2 protein-coding genes are annotated in these 1,442 nt (G+C 60.3%); both read right to left on the reverse strand.

The genetic code is table 11. From position 1 onward, the window contains the following. Positions 1–970, reverse strand: a 970-nt coding sequence (asnB, locus tag AC1DWI_RS23015; protein ID WP_477725896.1) for an asparagine synthase (glutamine-hydrolyzing), incomplete at its 3' end; no start/stop codon positions are given. A gap of 42 nt (positions 971–1,012) precedes the next feature. Continuing rightward, on the reverse strand, positions 1,013–1,442 hold a 430-nt coding region (locus AC1DWI_RS23020), incomplete at its 5' end, for a sugar transferase (RefSeq protein ID WP_477725897.1).

The following is a 1,442-nucleotide window of genomic DNA, read 5'->3' on the forward strand; positions in this document are numbered from 1 at the left end:
GGTCAAGGTGATGCAACACCTGCGGCCAGCGTGACAGCATGTTCAGCTCGGCCGTCTCCTGTGTGTGGTCACAGCCAAAACGCCGGGCGGCCTGCAGTGCAAAAGCCGACTCGTCGTAACGAGGGTCTTCAAAACCGATGCAGAAAGTCTTGACAGGCCGGTTGACATGCCTGGCCATCAGGCCAACGATACTGCTCGAGTCCACCCCGCCCGACAGGAAAGCGCCCCAGGGCACATCGGCCCGCAGGCGAATGCGCGTGGCGTCGTCGAGAATCGCCATGAACTCTTCGGACCAGTCCTCAAAGCCGTAGTCTTGTTCGCGCTGGTCGGCCAGGCTCCACCAGCGTTGGGTTTCAACACCCGTCCGGGTGAATTTCATCCAGGTGCCGGGCATCACGTGTTTGATGCCTTCGTAAATCGTCCACGGTACGGGGATGTAGTTGAAGCTCAGGTAATGATGGATTGCTACCAAATCAATAGCTGGTTGCGCACGTTGTGATTGGGCTAGCGGCAATATTGCCTTGATTTCCGAACCGAACAGCATGCGCTGGCCATCGTCGGAGATATAGAGCGGCTTGACGCCAATGCGGTCACGAACCAGGTAAAGCGCATCCTGGCGCGCGTCGTCAATCGCGATCGCGAACATGCCATTGAGCTTGCTGATGCAGCTGATGCCTTCGCGCTCATACAGGCGCAGGATCACCTCGGTGTCGCTCTGCGTGTCCAGCCGCACACCCTGCGCGCGCAGTTCAGCAGCCAGCTCGATGTAGTTGAAGATTTCACCGTTCTGCACCACTGCGACCTGACCGTCGTCACTGACAAAAGGCTGGTGGCCGCCACCCAGGTCGATGATCGACAGGCGCCGGTTGCCGATGGCCACACCGCGCTGGGGCCGGTGCCAGATACCACCGTCGTCCGGGCCGCGGTGCAGCAGCTTCTGCGCCATCACGTCGAGGGCCGCGTCACTCACCGGCGTACATTCCCGGTCCCAATATCCAAAAATGCCGCACATTCAGTTGCTTCCTCTTCCACTCAGACGTGCCAGCGTCCACCAGATGATCTTCAGGTCGAACCACCATGACGCGGTATTCGCATATTGCAGGTCCAGCGCCAGCCGCTGACCTGCCGTGGCTTCCGAGCGCAGCATCACCTGCGCCAGGCCGGTGATGCCGGGCGGCACGCTGCAGCGCTTTTCCCAATCCGCAGGTGCGTACAGCAATTGTTGAGCAGGTACATCCGGCCGCGGCCCCACCAGGCTCATGTCACCTTTGAGGACGTTGAATATCTGCGGCAGCTCATCAATGCTGGTGCGACGTATGAAGCGCCCGACACGCGTGATCCGGGGGTCATTGGCCTGTGTGAAATACGACCCCACGGAAGCCGCATCCAGCTGCATGCTGCGATATTTGAACATCCGGAACTCGCGGCCCCCCAGACCCATC

Source organism: Polaromonas sp. P3_C2 (genome assembly GCF_056402675.1).